The sequence below is a fragment of the Caloramator sp. Dgby_cultured_2 genome (assembly GCF_028872215.1).
Lineage (GTDB): Bacteria > Bacillota > Clostridia > Clostridiales > Caloramatoraceae > Caloramator > Caloramator australicus.
Genome location: NZ_CP118396.1, coordinates 1,095,471 through 1,114,264 on the forward strand (window position 1 = coordinate 1,095,471; position 18,794 = coordinate 1,114,264).

Genomic DNA, 18,794 nt, shown 5'->3' on the forward strand with positions numbered 1-18,794 from the left:
CCTACCTCCTAAAACAAATTTTGTCACCATAGGGACAAGTTTTGTCCCAGATATGTATAAAATAACAATCCAAACCTTTAATTATTCCCTACCAAGTTCTACAAAAAGTCTTGTAATGGTAGTTTTAGAGACCTTACCAGTTATTTTATACATTTCTTTACCATCTTCAGTTTTTACCTTTTCAACAACTGGTAGGCTGTCGACTTCATGTTCAATAATTCTCCTTGCAGCTTCATAAGCGCTTTCATCATCTGTAATTGTTATGATATTAGGCATCCTTGTCATTATAATGCCTACTGGAACTTTGTGTATATCTGTATTACCAAGGGTAATTTTTAAAAATCCTTTCTTGAAACAGCACCAGTTAAATATCCATTATTTTCCACAAACAAGGTCCCAGTATCATTAATAAAAAGCTGGATTATTGAATCATAAATCGACATATCCTCTGAAACTACCGTAGGTTTGGATTTTATTTCGCCTACAGTAATTTCCTTAATCGACTTATACTTTAATGTGTTTTGACCTTTCTTTGAATAAACATACCCAACTTTAGGGCGCGCCTCTAAAATTCCTGTCATAGTTAATATAGCTAAATCAGGCCTTAAGGCTGCTCTTGTTAGATTAAGCTTTTCTGCTATTTGCTCGCTTGTTATAGGTTGATTTTTTTACTATTTCTATAATCTCTTCTTGACGTTTTGTAAGTTTAATAAAAATCACCTCTGTGCACAGTTTTATTTATTATATTATATATTGACAGAGGAATCATGACAATAGTAATATTCTAAAATTTTTACAATTATCCAAATAATACTAATGGTAAGTATTATTAATTCATAAATATTTTATTACATTAGACAAATATTTTCAATATTTTTAATCAAAATTTAATGAATAAGCCGATAGGCTTATTCATTTTCATCTTTACTTTCTTCATCATTTTTGAATTTTTCATTAAATGTGTTTTTAAAATCATCAACAGTATCCTTTATATTTTCCTTTACCTCCTCAACTTTTTCTTTAACTATATCTTCAACGACTTCTACCCTTCCATCTGGTCTTTCTATTTCTATTTTTATTTTGGATACTACAGCTGTTATTGCTCCAACTGCTATCAATAATGGATTAAATAAACTTACTGCACCTGCAGCTATCCCAGCAGTAACAGGGATATCGATTAACACTCTATCGTCTTTTTCACTTTTATCCTGTTAACATTTCCTTTTCTTATAATTTCCCTTATAGTCTCCACTAAATCGTTGCTAAATTCTGAAATTTGTGCCCCTAATTTTTTCTGATTCTGCTCAATATAAATCAAAGAATCGATCACATTACCATTGTGTTTTTCAAGAATTTCCTTTGCCTCAGCATATCCTATACCTGTCCTTTGCCTTAAAATGTCTATTTTTTCAAGAGTTATCTCTTCCATTTAGCTCATCTCCCTTTCAAATCTTTTATTAAATTTAAAGATTTAATTTCCCTATCAATATGATGTTTAAAATAGTCCTCCATAATCTCAATAAATTTTTCTAATATAATACTATCATATTTAATATTCCTCAATTCCTCTATTTTTATGTTTCTAATTTGTTTTAAAAATTTAACCTCATTATCACTTAATAAAATATTTTCTACTGATTTAACTGCACAATTACTGCACAATAAGCCTCCCTCTGTAATATTAAAGTATCTTAAATTTGTTTTTGATCTACATTTAATGCATTGGCTTACTATTGGCTGATATCCCGCAAAACTTAAAACTTTATATTCAAACGTAAGTTTTAGCAAATCTAAATTTATATCTTCATTATAAAGCATGTAAAGAGATTTTAATAACAATCCTAACATAAAAACATTTTTTACTTCCCTTTCATTTAAAACATCAATTAGTTCCAACATATAACTTCCATAGGCTAACCTATCCAAATCCATTATAATTCTTTGAAAAGACTCGATTATACTACTTTGATTTAAAGTATATAAATTCTTACCTTTATAAACTAAATATCTACTATAGCAAAAAGGCAATGTGGAGGATGCAATTGGACTTTTAGGTCTCCTTGCTCCATGGGCAACTACATCGATTTTCCCTAATTTGTCTGTAAATATGGTGATGATCTTGTCGGTTTCAGCAAGAGGCATTTCCTTCAAGACAACTCCTTGTAGGTTTATTAACGACAAAATCATCACCCCTAATAAATCTATTGATATCCTAAAGTTTTTAAAACCGATGGACTGTCTCTCCAATCCTTCTTAACCTTTACCCATAGCTCAAGGAAAACTTTACTTCCCAAAAGTCTTTCTATTTCTACGCGGGCACTTGTTCCTACTTTTTTAGCATTTGTCCATTTCTCCCGATTATTATAGCCTTGTGAGTCTCTTTTTCGCAATAGATAGTTGCATTAATATTAACGATACCCTTTTCATCATCAGCCTTCATTGATACAACTTCAACCGCAGTGCCGTGAGGTATTTCTTCCTTTAAATTATGCAATAATTTTTCCCTTATTATTTCAGATACAATAAATTTTTCTGGCTGATCCGTTATCATATCAGCTGGGAAATACTGAGGTCCTTCAGGTAATAATGAAACTATTATATTTAATAGTCTATCGGTGTTATCACCCTTTAATGCAGATATTGGAACTATTTCCTTAAAATCATATAATTTTGAATAAGTATCTATAGTTTTTGCCAATATTTCCTTTGATACTGTATCAACTTTATTAATCACTAAAATTATTGGAGTTTTAACTGTGCTTAATTGGTTTATTATATGTAAATCTCCTTCATTAGGCTTTTCGGATGGGTTGATCAAAAAAGAACAATATCAACCTCATTCAATGTTTCCTTTGCTACCTTAACCATATATTCCCCAAGCCTTGTTCTAGGTTTGTGTATTCCTGGCGTATCCAAAAATATAATTTGATAATTATCCCTTGTCATTATCGCCTGAATCTTATTTCTTGTTGTTTGAGGTTTGTTAGAAATTATTGAAATTTTTTCGCCTAAATAATGATTTAACAAAGTAGACTTGCCAACGTTAGGTCTTCCTATAATAGTAACAAAGCCAGATCTAAATTGGCTCATTTACATACCTCCTTCCATATCATCCGAGGAAAAGGCATAGGGCAATAACTCATTTAACTTAAACACCTTATACTCTCCTTTATTATTTGATACTATAACATCAATATCTAGTCCAAATTCCGACATAACCTGCCTACAGATTCCACATGGAAATGTTAAATTAGGACTATCGCTTGTTATAGCAATGGCTCTAAACTTGTTATAGCCTTCTGAAATCGCCTTAAATAAAGCAGTTCTTTCTGCACAAACTGTGCCACCATATGAAGCATTTTCTATATTGCATCCAGTAAAAATCTTTCCTTCTTCAGTCAAGAGCGCTGCTCCAACACGAAAATTTGAATATGGAACATAAGCATTTTCCTTAGACTTATTTGCTATTTCTACTAGTTCTTTATATTCCATTTATATTCCTCCTACAAATTATTTCTAATGATATTTTATGCAATTTCGGTAATACAAATTATATCACTAATTTTGTTATTGTAAAGAAATAATTTTAGGCACCAATTCGGTGCCCATTAAAGGAGTTTAAAAATAATTATAGCAACCAAAGTTCCTATGATAGCTCCAACTGTTACCTCATAAATGGAGTGTATTTTTCCTTCAACTCTACTTTGTGCTACAACAAAGGCAAGAAAAAAGCTAATGTTATTATTAAAGTATCCTGCGTTAACAATGAAATTGCAGTAGCAACTCCAAAGGCAACAGCTGAATGCCCGCTTGGCATACCGCCCTTAAGTGGAGTTCCTCTCCCATAAAATGCCTTTATCACTACTGTTATTATAGTTATCAATATTAAACAAATAAAGACTACAGTAGGGTCAGATTGTTTAATTTTAAAGATAACGGTGTTAGTAACTAACTTCAGCTTATCAAAAACAATAAATAACCAACCAAAACAGAGGTTAAGGCTGAAATCAAAACCGCTCCAGCAGCTACATTTTTGCAATCTTAGCTAATGGATGATAATAGTTTGCATTCAAATCAATTGTTACTTCTATTGCTGTATTAATCATCTCCAGCACAATAACTAGAGTAATCGTAAAAAACAATAGAAGAATTTCAAACTTGCTTAAATCAAAAAAAGACTTGCTAATAAAACTAATGTCGCTATAGCAAAGTGGATTCTCATATTTCTTTGTGTCTTTATAGCAAAAATTACACCTTCTATAGCATGATTAAAGCTTTCGGTAATCTTCTTCATCTTCATAAAATTCACCCTTATCTAGTAATACCAAGGGAATGTAAAATTTCTTCTTCCTTTTGCCTCATAGCTTTTCTTTCATCTTCAACTTCATGATCATATCCCAAAAGATGTAAAACACTATGCACAATTAAAAGGCAACTTCTCTAATAAAAGGATGTTCGTATTCCTTAGACTGTTCGAAGGCTTTTTCAAGGGACAAGACTATTTCGCCAAGGAGCACATTATTTGTTTCTGGATCAAAATCCTCCTCAAAAACTTCATAACTCCCTCTTTCTCTAAAATCAATCATTGGGAAAGATAGAACATCTGTTTCTTTATCAATTTTTCTATATTCTTTATTTATTTCTTTTATTGCCTCATTATCCACCAAATAAACATTTACATCATAATTAAATTGAATCCCTTCATATTTCAAAGCTTTGTCAATAACAACCTCAATCAATTCCCTTAATTCATTTGTAACCTCTATCTTACTTTGATTGTTCTCTATAAACACCATTTTCTTCACCTTCTTCTGTAATTTCCGGATATTCTATTCTGTTATGAAATATCCCTTGTAGAACATTTATAAAGCTAATTTTTATATTCATAATATCCTTAAGAGTTAAACTGCTCTCATCTAATTGTCCATCATTAATTTTTTCTTCTATTATTTTTTCCACCGTTTCCTGTATATCCTTTAATGTCACGTTCCCCAATGATCTTACTGCAGCTTCTACACAATCTGCCAGCATAACTATAGCTGATTCCTTTAATCTCGGTTTTGGACCTGAATATCTAAAGGATTCTGCATCTATATCTTCCCCATTTTTTTAGCGACAGCGTAAAAATATTTTATTAAAGTAGTTCCATGATGTTCTTCAATTATTTGTTTTATTATATTTGGTAATTTATATTGTTCTGCAAGTTCTATCCCGTCCTTAACATGGGAGGATATTATCATTGCACTTAATTTCGGAGTTAAGTTATCATGAGGATTGTCATTAGTAATTTGATTTTCTTTAAAAAATATGGTCTTTTTATTTTACCAATATCATGATAATATGCTCCTACTCTTGCAAGAAGGGAATTTGCCCCAATCTTTTCTGCCGCTGCTTCTGCAAGATTTCCAACCAAAATACTATGATGGTATGTACTCGGTGCCTCAAACAAAACTTTTTAAGGAGAGGCTGATTAGGGTTAGAAAGTTCCATAAGCTTTATTGGAGTTACTACATCAAAAATTTGTTCAAATATAGGCATAATACCAATAGCTAATACCGATGAGAAAATTCCACCAGCAATTGTATAAGACATATTAATAAAAACTTGTGTAAATTCTTTTCCTAAAATCAATCCTAACGACAAAATGATAAGTGAATTTAAAAAACCAATAAGCACTCCACCGAACATCACATTACTTCTATCATGTAGATTATGAACAAAAATTACCCCAAGCAAACCACCTATTAAATATATAAACAATTCTTCTATAACAAATTTAGTTAATATTGCCAACATTAAAATAGAAATAGAAAATATAAAAAGGCTAATTCATGATCAAATATCATAGTTAATATTATTGGCATAAAAGCCACAGGGATCACATATAAAGATATGTTTTTAGTTGCAGCTATAAGAACAGTATTCAAACATAAAATTAAAAATACTAATGTAAATTTATTTATATCAAAATAAACTCTATTTTTAAATTTATAAAGATAAAATAAAACTAAAAATTCTGTAAGAGTAATTATTAAAATTAAGCTTATATAATTTGCAACATCAGATTTAGAATTATTCTTCAAAACACCTGCTTTATTTAATAGAATAATATGCTGGGCAGTGACTGTTTGGCCCTTTGAAACAATAACTTGATTTTTTCTAATATAAACAGGTTCAACCTGTTTTTTCACAAGTTCCTGTAATTCATTTGTCTTTTTTACATCAATAAACATATTAGGTCTGATAAAATTTTTGATAATGTCAAAAGACTATTTTTGTTGTAAAGTCCAGGTTAGACTCTAAAATCCTTTTTTTAAGTAATCATAAGCATCATTAAAGGATTCATCATCATTTTGTAATATTTCTAAATTTAACAAATCACTTAATCCTTTAGTTAATAAAGTAGAAGCTTCATCAAGTTTAGAACTATCAAGATTCAAAAATATAATATTATTTCATCATCAACCTTTAAATTTAAATTTGCCTTAATATAGTCAACTTTATTTTCCTCAGATTCATCTCTAACTTTCATGTCTTTTATTAAATTAAAAAATTGCTTAGCTTTATTGATTGCATCCCTTTGAAGATCATTATTTTTAGAATATTGTAATGGAATATTTGCAATTGCCGTTTGAATTTTTTCTTTAGTGGCAATTTCATCGATAAAATCTCGTGGTGACTTTATATCGGCAGGCGATACCTGTCCTTCTTTTAAATCATATTTTTGAGGTATTACACTGTTTACGCTTAAGGCAAACAGAATAATAAAAGTTCCTAAAAGCACACTAAATCTTAAGAAACGTTCATCCTTAAGTATCTTTTGTATATTAAAAGGATTCATGTAATCACCTTTTTCCACTATCGTATTTATCATAGGCTTTAATTATTTCTGTTACCAATCTATGTCTTACCACATCTTTATGTGTAAAATATACAAACTCTATCCCATCGATATCCTTTAGAATATGTGTTACCTGTTTTAATCCGGACATCTTTTCGGGCGGTAAGTCTATTTGAGTTAAATCTCCGGTTACCACTATTCTTGAGCCATAACCAAATCTTGTTAAGAACATCTTCATCTGTTCTGGAGTTGTATTTTGTGCTTCATCTAATATTATAAAGCAGTCATCTAAAGTTCTCCCTCTCATATAAGCTAAGGGTGCAACTTCAATAATTCCATTTTCCATATATTTTTGAAAGGTATCTACTCCTAAAATATCATATAAAGCATCATATAAAGGTCTTAAATATGGATTAATCTTTTCCTGTAGATCCCCTGGTAAAAATCCCAGCCTTTCGCCGGCCTCAACAGCGGGACGAGTTAATATAATTCTTCCTATCTTTTTTCTTTTAAAAATTTTACAGCCATAGCTATTGCTAAATAAGTCTTCCCTGTTCCTGCCGGCCCGATACCAAAAACAATTTCATTCTTTTTAATCGCTTCTATATATTCCTTTTGGCCAAATGTTTTACATTTTACGTATTTTCCACGGGCCGTAACGATGATGACATCTTCAAGTATTTTTTCAAGATCCTGTGGCGAATCTTCTAAAACAAGGCTTATTATATAGTTAACAGTCTGTAAATTAATAATTTCTCCTCTTTTTGCAATTTCTAAAAGTTTTAAAACGGTTTTTGTAGCAAGTTCTATGTTACCTAATCCTGCAACCTTTACCTCGGTTCCTCTATTTATGATGTTCACATTAAAGGTTTGTTCAATAACCTTAATGTTTTCATCAAATTTTCCAAACAAATTCATTACATGCTCCATATTGTCAATTACAATTCTATTTTCTTGTTGCAATTTCTATCCCCCAATCTATTTTATCTCTTCTTCTTTTGAAATCTTTTCTTCCGTTAAAATCAACTTTCTTATCCTAACTTTGTCCTTCATTAATATTTTATCATATTTTCTTTCCAAAATCTTTATATCCTTTGGCATTATTTTTATAAGTTCTTCATCCGCAAGGTTTGTTGCAACATCTATGGCCTCATTATAGGATAAATTTTTGATTTTTTCAATTTTTTCATAGTAGTATTCAGTAACTTTAGTAACCGGTGAATTGAATCCTAACAATTTCACTTGCTCTTTTTCTATTATTTTATCATAAAATTGAAATTTGTTAATATTTGACCATAACTTAATAATTTTATTATTAGGTAAAACAAAATATATGAATTTTTCACATTTGCCAGTTCTCTCAAAGTATCTGTATTTTAAAGGAACTTCCTTTATTGACTCATACCAAGTCTTTGCATAAACTTCCCCTAAGGCTCTTGTAACATCAATTGGTAAATTTTGATGATCCTTTATAACTCCTGAAATCAATATTTGGCCTTTCTTAACAAAATCACCTTCTTTTACTAATTTTTGTCCCTTCAAAGCTATAACTTTTGTTAATATCCCATCCTTAGCAGCCACTATGTTCATTGGTTTTTCTAAATCTAATATAGTTGGAGGCATAGTCCTCTCTACAATCTCTACTTTAGCTTTTGTTCCATCTAAACTAATCGTCACCATAGATAATTCCTTTATGTCCTTTAAAAGTCTATTCTCTATATCCCTAAGATTAATATTCTTCTTATAGGTCCCTACCTTTAATCCAGCTTTATTTAAGGATTTTAAAATTAGCTGATCATTTACTACTTTATTTCCGACTATTTCAATATTCCAAATGATGTTTGAAAAATATATATCAGTAGAACAAAGATTACTAATCCGATTATAAAAAATATTCTCTTAAATAAACGCCTAAATAAAAAAATAAACCCATTTTTTCTCGCAATTTTAACTCTGCAATGTGTCTTTTTTGCTATATGCCTTATTTGTTTAAAATCCTTTTCTTTCATATTAAATCTCATATTAGTTATGCTAAGCCTTTCTATATCCCACAAGGTTAATCCATTTATTACCGCTAGATTTATAAATTTTTCTGGATTCAATCCTTCCACATCAACAGTTATATAATTTTTATCCATAGGCCCAGCCCTCATCACTTAATAAATTCTATTACTTCAATTTCCCTCCAAAATTATCTCATCTTGTGTGATATATTTTATAACAAAATCCTCTCCTTTTAGTGCTACAGTCCCTATCTTTGAATTAATTCTTACAATTGTTTTGCTGTATTCAATTATACCTTTATGATTTTCTATGATAATTTTATTATTACTTACTATCTTTATTACTGGAACATCTAAAACTATTTCTTCTGGAATATCAAGTGCATCAGAAAATCTTTGTTTTATATCCATATACTCTCCCTTAAAATTCATCCCATTAAATTTTATGAATAAAATAATCAATATTTGATTATTTATTTTTCAAAACTAAAAGACCCGCAATTTGCGGGTCATTATTTCACTGTAAAAACTTTTTACCATTTCACTAACCATCTTGCCATCTGCCCTACCCTTAACCTTTGGAGCAACAATGGCCATGACTTTTCCCATGTCCTTTATGCTATTTGCTCCCACCTCATCAACAGCACTTCTTATAATTTCAGCAATCTCATCTTCAGTAAGCTGCTGAGGAAGGTATTCAAGCAAAATCTCTATTTCCTTATTAACTTGTTCAACAAGATCTTGCCTGTTCCCCTTTTCAAATTCTTCAAGGGACTCTTTTCTTCTTTTACTTCCCTTGATAACACAGCAATAACTTCTTCATCATCAAGGATTTTACCATTAGTTTTTTCATCATATAATATAGCAGCCTTAGCCATATTAAGGACGCTTGCTCTAAAGCTATCCTTGGCCTTCATCGCATTTTTCCAATCCTCTTGGATCCTTTCTTTGAGTGACATATTCACCCTTCTTTCATTATTTATGCTTTCTCTTACGAGCAGCTTGTGATTTCTTCTTACGTCTTACGCTTGGGCTTTCATAGTGTTCTCTCTTTCTGATTTCAGCAAGAACACCTGCAGCTGCGCACTTTCTCTTAAATCTTCTAAGAGCGCTGTCTAATGATTCGTTTTCGCCAACTCTTATTTCTGACACCGTTCTCCCTCCCTCCGCTTAACAGAATAAAATAGTGCTGCGATGATAGACGCAAATAGCACATTAACATTATATATTACTAAAGTAAATTTTGTCAATCATAAATTACATCAAGATAGTGTCAAGATATTGTAGGTTAATTTTTTATAGACAACCCCTAAAATGTTTAAAATCAAGACTTTCGTAAACTTTTAAACTTTAAATTATATTTTCATATTTAATTGATTTTAATATCTTATACATCGGTGTTACTTTTCCAATGTTTAATATTGTTATATTATTTATTCCTTCTCGTGAAGAATTATTTATTCTTTTAATTGTTTCTTTTATCTTCTTTTTATTTAATCTAAATGTTTCAACATCTTCCTTGTATATACTTATTTCCCTTAAATTACCTCCATTCCTGCTAAATACCCTTAGCTTTGCCATTATCTTTAATCCCTCTTTACTCCATCCTAATGGCCTACTGCTTAATCTCGCTGATAATACATGGCTTATATGCCCTTCTGCACTGCATCCTATTACATCCTCGTCCTCTTTATATATTACTATCCCTTCCCAGTTATTTAATATATATCTCCTTGCTTCTTTTGCTCTCTCCTTTTCTGTCTTAGTTTCTGCTATATTTATTAACTCCTTAAATATCTCCCTTAAAACCTTCTTATCCCCTTCATTTATCGCTCCCCATATCTTTTGCCTATATTCTTCTCGCTTTGCTGTCCCTCTTATTATGTATTTGTTCAAATGATATCTATCTAATACAAATTTCGCTTTCGGAATCCATTCCATTCCTTCCTTTATCCATCTTGCTCCATCTCCTGCTATGTATATCTTTTCTATGCTCTCTATTTCATAATTGTCATACACATAATTCGCTACATCTATCCATATTTCTTCAGCTTCTACACCAACGTATGCTTTGTAATATACATTCTTTAATTCGTTTCTCCCATTTTTGCTTTGCCTTCCTTCATGTATATATACAAGCCTTGGCATCTCCTTCTTCCCATCCTGCAATGCCACATGATCCTCATCTGCTTCTATGTATAGCACCCTTACTTTCCTCTTTTCTTTTACTTCCCTTTTACTTCTACTTCTCCTACCTGTCTTATTGCATTAAATACTGCCTGTCTACTTAGTTTCTCCGGACATGTTATTTTACTACTCTCCTCATAGGACATATTAATTGCGTTCTCCACCAGCTTTATCTTTACTTCTTTATCTACCTTCTCATGTTTGCTTATCCCTATAATTTCATCAAGTAAATATCTATATTCCCCATTCTTCTTAGATTTGTAATACGTTCTTGCATATTCTATTTCGCCTAGCATTGTTACAATCTTTTTCTTGTCTTTCCTTTCTACTACCCATCCCTTTTTCCTTTTTTCATCTTCTTTAATCGTTTTATCTAATTCTTCTAAAAAGTCCTTTATTATGTTTGCTCCTAATTCATCAGTCATTTTTTTAACTACATCAACAAGTTTTGTTAGATCCCATTCTTTTGATATAGTTTCTTCAACATTTTTTATTAATTTAGTAGTGAAATTTATTAAATGTTGTTGTATAATATTATTCAAAAGAGACACCCCTTATTGGTTTGTGTGTTTTTTCACTTTTATTTTATCACAGGGGTTGTCTCTTTTAAATTTTTGTCTTTTTCGTCCTACAATAATTTTACACTATGTTACATCAACCTGGTGGCCATTGCATATCCTGTCCACCTAATAGGTGAAAATGAATATGCATTACTGTTTGTCCTCCAGCTCTATTACAGTTATTTACTATTCTAAAACCATCTTCAGCGATGCCAAGTTCATTAGCTAGCTTTTTAGCAACCATAAACACATGGCCAATTAAATTAAAATCCTCCCCTTCAAGCTTTAAAGCTGATTCAATGTGTTTCTTAGGGACAATAAGAACATGAACTGGTGCAACAGGATTAATATCCCTAAATGCAACTACTTTTTCATCTTCATATAAAATTTCAGTCTTAATGGTTCCATTTGCTATTTTGCAGAATATGCAGTCCATTATTTCACCTCCTCCAAAACTCCAATTGCCTTATTTTCCCTACTTTCTATTATTTTAACATTAATTATCTCTCCTGACAAATCCCTTTGTGACTCTACTCCAACTCTTATATAATTTTTAGTATATCCCCAATTATAACCTTCCTTATATTCCTCAAATAAAACATCCATTACCTTTCCTTCATGTTTTTTATAAACTCATGCTCTAATATTTTATCAAGTTCAATGAGCTTTTTGCTTCTTTCTTCTTTAATGACCTCTGGGACTTGATTTTTATATTCAGCTGCTTTTGTCCCCTTCCTTGGGCTATATTTAAATATATGCATCTTTGAAAGTTTAATTTCCTTCAAGAATTCAAAAGTCCTTTCAAATTCTTCATCGGTCTCACCAGGGAATCCTACAATAACGTCAGTTGTTATAGAGACATCCTCAAAAACCTCCCTTAAATTATCCACTATTTTTTTATATTCTGAGGTAGTATAATGTCTATTCATCCTCCTTAAGGTTTCATCACAGCCGCTCTGAAGGGATAAATGAAAATGATGGCAAAACTTGTCTATATATTTTAATTTTTCTATTATTTCCTCATTAAAAAATGTTGGATCTACTGAACCTATTCTAATTCTTTCTATTCCTTCTACTTTAGAAATCATTTCAATTACATCTATAAGATTCACATCCTTTAGATCTTTACCATAGGATGCTACATGGATACCTGATAAAATTACTTCTTTATATCCATTTCTTGACAGTTTCTCAACTTCCATTAAAATATTTTCAGGTTTTCTGCTTCTTACTGGCCCCCTTGCATACGGAATTAAGCAATAGGAACAAAATCTGTCGCAACCATCCTGAATCTTTAAAAAGCCCTAGTCTTATCCTGATATTCATCTATTTCAAGTTCTTCAAAATGTCTAATGCTCATAACATTTTCAACGTGCTTAATTCTCTTCCTATTTTTTAAATATTCATCAACAAATTCAACAATCTTACCTTTATCCTTTGTTCCAACAATTATATCCACATCTTCTATCTTTTCAACCTCTTCAGGTGCCACCTGAACATAACATCCTACAGCAACAACAACGGCATCATTATTCTTCTTTTTGCCCTTCTTATCATTTGCCTTGATTTTTTATCTCCTATGTTTGTAACTGTGCAGGTGTTTATAACATAAACATCTGCATAATCATCAAAATCCACAACCTCATAGCCGTTTTTAATAAACGTCTCTGCCATAGCTTCCGTTTCATAGGTATTAACCCTACAACCTAATGTATAAAAGGCAACCTTTTTCATCTTCCTCCTCCTAAATCTCCTAGTTCGTATAAAATTAGAGCTGATGTTACAAAACCAGCAGTCTCTGTCCTTAATATTCTTGGACCTAAAGTAACAGGAATAGCTCCAATATCAAGGCAGTTTTCTATTTCCTCCTCTTCAAAACCGCCCTCAGGACCAATAAATATAGCAATATCTTTTATATCCTTTCTATCTCTAAGATCCTTTATGCCCCTTTCTTTTTCTCTTTCATAGGGAACCACTACTAAATCCTTTTGCTTCATTTCTTCAATTGCCTCTTCAAAATTCATGACATCGCTAACAATAGGAACTATGCCTCTATTGCTTTGCTTTGCAGCTTCATAGGCAATCCTTTGCCATCTTTCTATTTTATTTTTTAAATCCCTTCCCTCTACTTTAACAACAACTCTATTAGTTATTACAGGAACAATTCTAACAACTCCTATCTCTACGCATTTTTGAACAATAAGGTCCATCTTTTGTGATTTTGGAAGCCCCTGATATAATGTTATATTAATAGGTGCTTCTGTCTCGTTATCGAAGCTTTCAATTATATTACACACAACTTCCTTTTTATCTGATTTTATTATTTCACAAATATATTCTTTGCCATTCCCGTCGCTAATTTGTATCTTATCGCCGTTTCTCAACCTTAAAACTTTAACGATATGGTCAACATCTTCTCCATAAATATATATATTAGGAAATCTAACTTGTTCTGCTGATACGAAAAACTTGTGCATACTTCATCCCCTCTACATATTTTTTACAACAATTCCTACCCATTCTCCCATTTCTCTAATTTCAATTAAATTAAAGTTATTTCTTTCAAGTGTGGATAAAACATCAGTTTTCCTATCCTTTATAATACCTGAAATTATAAATAGTCCATCCTTCTTTAAAAATTCCTTTGCAGAAGGAGTCATCATAATAATCACATCAGCAATAATATTTGCAACTATTATATCCGCCTTTTCCTCTAAAACATCAGTTAAATTTCCATGCCTTATTTCTACGTTTTCAATGTTATTATACTCAACGTTTTCCTTTGCAGCATCTACAGCTACCTCATCAATATCTACTCCAATAACCTTTTTAGCCCCAAACTTAGATGCAGCAATCGAAAGTATTCCTGAACCAGTTCCTATATCGTAAACTAATTCCCCACCCTTTATGTATTTTTCAAGAAGTTCTAAGCACAAAATTGTAGTTTCATGGGTTCCCGTTCCAAAGGCCATGCCTGGGTCAAGTTCTATTATAATTTCATCTTCCTTTGGAATATATTCCTCCCATCTTGGCTTAACAACAATTCTATTACCTAGTTTAGTCACCTTATAATATTTTTTCCATGAATGAGCCCAGTCCTCTTCGTAAACCGAATTGGTAATTATTCTTCCTTCGCCAATACTAAAACCTTCTTCTCTAAGTTCTTTTAATCTTTCATCTATAAATTTTACTATATCATCAATATTATTATCATCGCTGAAATATCCTTTTACTACAGCTGCCTTGTCTCCATGTTCAAATAAATTCATATCAACATAATCCCAACTTGGTTTACTTTGTTTTTCTAATATATCATTTGGGTCCTCTATGGCTACCCCTTAACATCTAAAGAATAAAAAATGCCGCTAACCATTTCAACAGCCTCAGGGCTTGTTATTACTTTAATTTCAATCCATTTTCCCTTCATTTTATCAACTCCTTTTTATTATCAAACATTATATTAATTCAAATATTTAATTACTGCAAGTGTTATTATTAATGTTTAATAGGTAAGCAAAAGAGAATAAAAGGGCGGCCGCAATAGCTATTAATGCCAATGCGGCTGCCCTTTTATACTCCAAATGCATCTTTAAATTTGTCTACAAAGGATTTTTCTCCGGTGCTGTCTCTCCAAACTCCTCAGCAAGCTTTTTCAATAGCTCCCTTTGGCGTTCTGTCAGCTTCTTTGGGACTTCAACCTTAACTTCAAAATATAAATCTCCCCTTACGCTGCTTCTTAGTTTTGGGATGCCTTTACCTTTTAGTCTAATTATAGTTCCAGGCTGAGTTCCCTCAGGAAGATTGTATTTTTCTTCACCCTCAAGGGTTGGAACTGTAATTTCACCACCTAGTGTTGCCTTTGTTATGCTAACCGGTATCGTGCAATAAATATCGCTCCCCTGCCTCTTGAATATCTTATGAGGCCTTACATTAATGTGCAGATATAAATCGCCTGCAGGACCTCCTCTTACACCTGGTTCACCTTCGCCTCTTAATGGTATTGTCATACCGCTATCAACACCTGCAGGAATATTTACTGAGATTATCTTTTTCTTTCTAACTTTGCCTTTTCCTCCACAAATTGAACAAGGACTATCTACAATCTTTCCCTCTCCATGACATCTATCACAGGTAGTTATGCTTACAAAACTTCCAAAAGGAGTTCTTCTTTCAATCTTCATCTGACCTGTTCCATGGCACTTATCACATGTCCTTGGACTAGTTCCAGGCTTTGCCCCTGTTCCATGACAGGTATCACATGTTTCATACCTGAAAATTTCTACATCTTTTTGGCTCCAAAGGCTGCCTCCTCAAAGGATAGATTCAATGTATATTCTAAATCAGCACCCCTTTGGGGGCCTGTTTTGTTTTCTTGAACCACCAAAGAAATCACCAAAAATATCTCCAAAAATATCTCCAAAACCACCAAAGCCCTCGAATCCTCCAAAGCCACCAAAATTTGAATAATCGAATCCCTGCCCATTAAAATCAGCTGTTCCAAATTGATCATATTGTGCCCTCTTTTGAGGATCCGATAACACCTGATATGCTTCGTTTATTTCCTTAAATTTTTCCTCAGCCTCTTTATTGCCGGGATTTCTATCTGGGTGATATTGAAGGGCTAATTTTCTAAAGGCCTTTTTTATTTCTTCGTCGGATGCATTTTTGTCTACTCCGAGTATTGCATAGTAGTCCTTTGCCAATTGTTTCACCACCTTTCACATACAGAAAAGAGGGATAAAAATCCCTCTTATATTATTTACCGTCCTTTACATCGTAGTCAACCTTTATATCATCGTTTCCTGTATTTTGCTGTTGACTAAATCCTTGATTTGCTCCTTGGTTGTATTGTGAATAAATTCTTGATGAAATTTCATAGAAGGACTGAGTAAGCTCATCTGATGCAGTCTTTATAGCATTAACATCAGTTCCATTCAAGGCATCCTTTAGCTTCTTTATCTTTTCTTCTATCTTTGACTTTTCATCTGCTGTTAATTTATCACCTAAATCCTTTATTGTCTTTTCAGTTTGATAAATCAATGAGTCAGCATTATTTCTGATTTCAATTTCTTCTTTTCTCTTCTTATCCTCTTCAGCATATTTTTCTGCTTCTTTAACTGCCTTTTCAACTTCTTCCTCTGAAAGATGTGTTGAAGCTGTAATTGTAATTTTTGCATCCTTTCCTGTTCCTAAATCCTTTGCTGAAACATTTAATATACCGTTAGCATCTATGTCAAATGTAACTTCGATTTGTGGCACTCCACGTGGTGCTGGTGGTATACCTGATAGAGTAAACCTTCCAAGGGTCTTGTTATCCCTTGCCATTGGTCTTTCTCCCTGTAGAACATGTATCTCAACGGAAGTTTGGCCATCGGCTGCTGTTGAGAATATTTGGCTCTTCTTTGTAGGAATCGTTGTATTTCTTGGAATTAAAACAGTAAATACTCCTCCTAATGTTTCAATACCAAGGGACAATGGTGTAACGTCAAGAAGCAAGAGGTCCTTAATTTCACCTGTTAAAACTCCTGCTTGAATTGCAGCTCCAACTGCAACAGCTTCATCAGGATTTATTCCCTTTGTTGGTTCCTTTCCTGTAAAGTTTCTTACAGCATCTTGTATTGCTGGTATTCTTGTTGAACCACCAACTAATATAACTTTATCAATATCATTGATTGTAAGTCCTGCATCCCTTAAGGCATTTCTCATAGGCTCAATAGTTGCTTCAACAAGATCTGCAGTTAATTCATTGAATTTTGCTCTTGTTAATGTCATGTTAATATGTTTTGGACCTGTGGCATCAGCTGTTATGAATGGAAGATTTATCTCTGTTTGAAGCATTGATGAAAGTTCTATCTTAGCCTTTTCTGCTGCTTCTTTTAATCTTTGGAGTGCCATCTTATCGTTTCTTAAATCTATTCCTGTTTCAGCCTTGAAAGTATCCATAATATAATCCATTATTCTTTGGTCAAAGTCATCACCACCAAGGTGGGTATTACCATTAGTTGCCTTAACTTCAAATACTCCATCACCTATTTCAAGGATTGAAACGTCAAAGGTTCCGCCACCAAGGTCATAAACTAAAATCTTTTGATTTTTATCCATTTTATCAAGTCCATAGGCTAGTGATGCTGCAGTTGGCTCGTTTATTATTCTCAAAACTTCAAGCCCTGCTATCTTACCTGCGTTTTTGTAGCCTGTCTTTGGCTGTCGTTAAAATATGCAGGAACTGTAATTACTGCTTGAGTTACAGGCTCTCCAAGATAAGCTTCAGCATCGGCCTTTAGCTTCATAAGTATCATTGCTGAAATTTCTTCTGGGCTATATTCCTTATCGTCGATTTTAACCCTATAGTTTGTTCCCATGTGCCTTTTTATTGATATCACTGTTCTTTCTGGATTTGTTATTGCTTGTCTTTTTGCAACCTGACCTACTATTCTTTCTCCATTTGGTTTAAAACCTACAACTGAAGGAGTTGTTCTTGCACCTTCAGAATTTGGAATAACAACTGGTTCTCCACCAATCATGACAGCAACACATGAGTTGGTAGTTCCAAGGTCAATACCTATAACCTTACCCATTTCTTCTCCTCCCCTTTCTTAATTTGCTACTTTAACAAGGCTGTATCTTATTATTTTATCTTTATATTTATATCCTTTTTGGAACACTTCAACTATGATGTTTTCATCATAGTTTTCATCTTGAACATGCATTATAGCATTGTGATAATTTGGATCAAATTTTTCTCCTTCTGCTTTTATTTCTTCTACTCCCATTTTTGAAGTGTATCTTTAAATAACTTCAAAGTCATTTGTATACCTTCAACTAAAGGATTTGACTCATTATCTTCAACATGTGCTACTGCCCTTTCAAGATTATCAAGGACAGGCAATAATTCCTTAATTGCATCTACAAAGCCATCTGTATATATTGTTTCTTTCTCTTTTTGAGTTCTTTTCCTAAAATTATCAAAATCCGCCATAGTCCTTTTCAATAGGTCTACATAACTTTGGCACTCATTTTCCTTATCTGAAAGTTTTTGTCTCAGCTCTTCTATTTCTTTGTTCTTGTCGTCTAATATTTCTTTTTCCTCATTAACTTCTTGACTTAAATCTATATTCTCCTCCTTCGTTTTTTCATTTTGTTCGTCTTTTTCTAAAATCAAGTTATCTTTTTCATTCACATTTTCATTTGTCATAAATTCAC

General features: G+C 32.3%; 15 protein-coding genes and 14 pseudogenes. All 29 read right to left on the reverse strand.

Annotation, left to right across the window (positions count from 1 at the left end):
- Positions 1 to 81 precede the first annotated feature (81 nt).
- The 29 genes and pseudogenes from PWK10_RS07410 to grpE all read right to left on the reverse strand — a co-directional run bounded on the left by PWK10_RS07410 (position 82) and on the right by grpE (position 18,786).
- A pseudogene (locus PWK10_RS07410) lies at positions 82 to 720 on the reverse strand (helix-turn-helix transcriptional regulator).
- Positions 721 to 908: 188 nt separating this feature from the next.
- Entirely contained in the window at positions 909 to 1,184 is a 276-nt protein-coding gene (locus PWK10_RS07415) for a DUF4342 domain-containing protein (protein ID WP_274767846.1), read from the reverse strand.
- Complete coding sequence (locus PWK10_RS07420; protein WP_274767847.1) at positions 1,178 to 1,429, reverse strand: hypothetical protein; 252 nt, start codon at positions 1,427 to 1,429, stop codon at positions 1,178 to 1,180. Before PWK10_RS07420 ends, PWK10_RS07415 begins: the two co-directional genes overlap by 7 nt.
- Positions 1,430 to 1,434: 5 nt before the next feature.
- Entirely contained in the window at positions 1,435 to 2,181 is a 747-nt protein-coding gene (gene recO / locus PWK10_RS07425; RefSeq protein ID WP_274767849.1) for a DNA repair protein RecO, read from the reverse strand.
- A 20-nt stretch (positions 2,182 to 2,201) separates the two neighbouring features.
- A pseudogene (gene era, locus PWK10_RS07430) lies at positions 2,202 to 3,090 on the reverse strand (GTPase Era).
- Positions 3,091 to 3,492: a cytidine deaminase gene (gene cdd, locus PWK10_RS07435; RefSeq protein WP_008907873.1), complete on the reverse strand. Its 402-nt coding sequence runs from the start codon at positions 3,490 to 3,492 to the stop codon at positions 3,091 to 3,093. It abuts the pseudogene before it with no gap.
- 116 nt (positions 3,493 to 3,608) lie between these two features.
- Positions 3,609 to 3,767, reverse strand: coding sequence for a phosphatase PAP2 family protein (locus PWK10_RS19625; RefSeq protein WP_446715354.1), 159 nt, complete (start codon positions 3,765 to 3,767; stop codon positions 3,609 to 3,611).
- A complete protein-coding gene (locus PWK10_RS19630; protein WP_446715305.1) occupies positions 3,710 to 3,862 on the reverse strand; it encodes a hypothetical protein in 153 nt (50 codons plus the stop codon). The genes PWK10_RS19625 and PWK10_RS19630 overlap by 58 nt, the downstream gene beginning before the upstream one ends.
- 163 nt (positions 3,863 to 4,025) lie before the next feature.
- Positions 4,026 to 4,300: pseudogene (locus PWK10_RS19635) on the reverse strand (diacylglycerol kinase).
- 11 nt (positions 4,301 to 4,311) lie between these two features.
- A pseudogene (gene ybeY / locus PWK10_RS07445) lies at positions 4,312 to 4,796 on the reverse strand (rRNA maturation RNase YbeY).
- Positions 4,768 to 5,031, reverse strand: coding sequence for a hypothetical protein (locus tag PWK10_RS07450; protein ID WP_274767851.1), 264 nt, complete (start codon positions 5,029 to 5,031; stop codon positions 4,768 to 4,770). The pseudogene ybeY and the gene PWK10_RS07450 overlap by 29 nt, the downstream one beginning before the upstream one ends.
- 59 nt (positions 5,032 to 5,090) lie before the next feature.
- Complete coding sequence (locus PWK10_RS07455; RefSeq protein WP_446715306.1) at positions 5,091 to 5,240, reverse strand: HDIG domain-containing metalloprotein; 150 nt, start codon at positions 5,238 to 5,240, stop codon at positions 5,091 to 5,093.
- A 17-nt stretch (positions 5,241 to 5,257) separates the two neighbouring features.
- Entirely contained in the window at positions 5,258 to 5,413 is a 156-nt protein-coding gene (locus PWK10_RS19640; RefSeq protein WP_446715307.1) for an HDIG domain-containing metalloprotein, read from the reverse strand.
- Positions 5,347 to 6,260, reverse strand: a pseudogene (locus tag PWK10_RS19645) (hypothetical protein). The gene PWK10_RS19640 and the pseudogene PWK10_RS19645 overlap by 67 nt, the downstream one beginning before the upstream one ends.
- Positions 6,261 to 6,299: 39 nt before the next feature.
- Positions 6,300 to 6,440 (reverse strand): hypothetical protein, encoded by a 141-nt coding sequence (locus PWK10_RS07470; RefSeq protein WP_274767854.1) that lies wholly within the window; start codon positions 6,438 to 6,440, stop codon positions 6,300 to 6,302.
- The gene (locus PWK10_RS07475; protein WP_274767856.1) at positions 6,437 to 6,841 is read right to left on the reverse strand and encodes a hypothetical protein; all 405 of its coding nucleotides are present in this window, start codon (positions 6,839 to 6,841) and stop codon (positions 6,437 to 6,439) included. Before PWK10_RS07475 ends, PWK10_RS07470 begins: the two co-directional genes overlap by 4 nt.
- Before the next feature lie 4 nt (positions 6,842 to 6,845).
- A pseudogene (locus tag PWK10_RS07480) lies at positions 6,846 to 7,771 on the reverse strand (PhoH family protein).
- A 48-nt stretch (positions 7,772 to 7,819) separates the two neighbouring features.
- Positions 7,820 to 8,994, reverse strand: a pseudogene (gene yqfD / locus PWK10_RS07485) (sporulation protein YqfD).
- Positions 8,995 to 9,015: 21 nt separating this feature from the next.
- A complete protein-coding gene (gene yqfC, locus PWK10_RS07495; RefSeq protein ID WP_274767858.1) occupies positions 9,016 to 9,255 on the reverse strand; it encodes a sporulation protein YqfC in 240 nt (79 codons plus the stop codon).
- A gap of 75 nt (positions 9,256 to 9,330) precedes the next feature.
- Positions 9,331 to 9,803, reverse strand: a pseudogene (locus tag PWK10_RS07500) (GatB/YqeY domain-containing protein).
- A gap of 16 nt (positions 9,804 to 9,819) precedes the next feature.
- A complete protein-coding gene (gene rpsU / locus PWK10_RS07505) occupies positions 9,820 to 9,996 on the reverse strand; it encodes a 30S ribosomal protein S21 (RefSeq protein WP_008907865.1) in 177 nt (58 codons plus the stop codon).
- 198 nt (positions 9,997 to 10,194) lie between these two features.
- Positions 10,195 to 11,582, reverse strand: a pseudogene (locus tag PWK10_RS07510) (ISLre2 family transposase).
- A gap of 103 nt (positions 11,583 to 11,685) precedes the next feature.
- Positions 11,686 to 12,027 carry a histidine triad nucleotide-binding protein gene (locus tag PWK10_RS07515; protein ID WP_446715308.1) on the reverse strand — a complete coding sequence of 114 codons (342 nt, stop codon included), beginning with the start codon at positions 12,025 to 12,027 and terminating at the stop codon, positions 11,686 to 11,688.
- Positions 12,027 to 13,325: pseudogene (gene mtaB / locus PWK10_RS07520) on the reverse strand (tRNA (N(6)-L-threonylcarbamoyladenosine(37)-C(2))-methylthiotransferase MtaB). Before mtaB ends, PWK10_RS07515 begins: the two are co-directional and overlap by 1 nt.
- Positions 13,322 to 14,068, reverse strand: coding sequence for a 16S rRNA (uracil(1498)-N(3))-methyltransferase (locus tag PWK10_RS07525; RefSeq protein ID WP_274767859.1), 747 nt, complete (start codon positions 14,066 to 14,068; stop codon positions 13,322 to 13,324). Before PWK10_RS07525 ends, mtaB begins: the two are co-directional and overlap by 4 nt.
- A gap of 12 nt (positions 14,069 to 14,080) precedes the next feature.
- Positions 14,081 to 15,018: pseudogene (gene prmA / locus PWK10_RS07530) on the reverse strand (50S ribosomal protein L11 methyltransferase).
- Positions 15,019 to 15,190: 172 nt separating this feature from the next.
- A pseudogene (dnaJ, locus tag PWK10_RS07535) lies at positions 15,191 to 16,303 on the reverse strand (molecular chaperone DnaJ).
- A 43-nt stretch (positions 16,304 to 16,346) separates the two neighbouring features.
- A pseudogene (dnaK, locus tag PWK10_RS07540) lies at positions 16,347 to 18,169 on the reverse strand (molecular chaperone DnaK).
- An 18-nt stretch (positions 18,170 to 18,187) separates the two neighbouring features.
- Positions 18,188 to 18,786 (reverse strand): annotated as a pseudogene (grpE, locus tag PWK10_RS07545) (nucleotide exchange factor GrpE).
- Between the last annotated feature and the right edge of the window lie 8 nt (positions 18,787 to 18,794).

Bases quoted from the DNA above. Each gene is read 5' to 3' on its own strand.
- cdd (WP_008907873.1), bottom strand. From the start codon at position 3,492: ATGGAATATAAAGAACTAGTAGAAATAGCAAATAAGTCTAAGGAAAAT.
- PWK10_RS07475 (WP_274767856.1), bottom strand. From the start codon at position 6,841: ATGAATCCTTTTAATATACAAAAGATACTTAAGGATGAACGTTTCTTA.
- PWK10_RS07420 (WP_274767847.1), bottom strand. From the start codon at position 1,429: ATGGAAGAGATAACTCTTGAAAAAATAGACATTTTAAGGCAAAGGACA.
- PWK10_RS07515 (WP_446715308.1), bottom strand. From the start codon at position 12,027: ATGGACTGCATATTCTGCAAAATAGCAAATGGAACCATTAAGACTGAA.
- PWK10_RS07525 (WP_274767859.1), bottom strand. From the start codon at position 14,068: ATGCACAAGTTTTTCGTATCAGCAGAACAAGTTAGATTTCCTAATATA.
- PWK10_RS07450 (WP_274767851.1), bottom strand. From the start codon at position 5,031: ATGCTGGCAGATTGTGTAGAAGCTGCAGTAAGATCATTGGGGAACGTG.
- PWK10_RS07455 (WP_446715306.1), bottom strand. From the start codon at position 5,240: ATGATAATATCCTCCCATGTTAAGGACGGGATAGAACTTGCAGAACAA.
- yqfC (WP_274767858.1), bottom strand. From the start codon at position 9,255: ATGGATATAAAACAAAGATTTTCTGATGCACTTGATATTCCAGAAGAA.